This window comes from Methylobacterium frigidaeris, from assembly GCF_022179185.1.
GTDB lineage: Bacteria > Pseudomonadota > Alphaproteobacteria > Rhizobiales > Beijerinckiaceae > Methylobacterium > Methylobacterium frigidaeris.
Map to the genome: position 1 here is coordinate 1 of NZ_BPQJ01000221.1, position 267 is coordinate 267.

The following is a 267-nucleotide window of genomic DNA, read 5'->3' on the forward strand; positions in this document are numbered from 1 at the left end:
GTGCTGTGCCAGCCGCAGCACGGAGGTCGGAGTCCGATGAAGATGCGCCGCGCCCTGATCCCCCTTCTGGCCTTCTGCCTGGGTCTCGTCGGCCTGACCGGGGCGGCGGTGTTCGCCTTCATGCCGGACCGGGCGCCTGTGGGCGTACCCGGGGTCGGCGGCCCGTTCACGCTGATCGACCAGAACGGGCGCACGGTCACCGAGCGCGACTTCTCCGGCGCGCCGCACCTCGTGTTCTTCGGCTTCACCCATTGCCCGGACGTGTGC

Annotated in this window: 1 protein-coding gene; it reads left to right on the plus strand. The window is 70.8% G+C overall.

Annotated features, from left to right (window positions below; all coding sequences use genetic code 11):
• Positions 1 to 42: 42 nt before the first annotated feature.
• Positions 43 to 267, plus strand: a 225-nt coding sequence (locus tag MFF64_RS36935; RefSeq protein WP_238194011.1) for an SCO family protein, incomplete at its 3' end; no start/stop codon positions are given.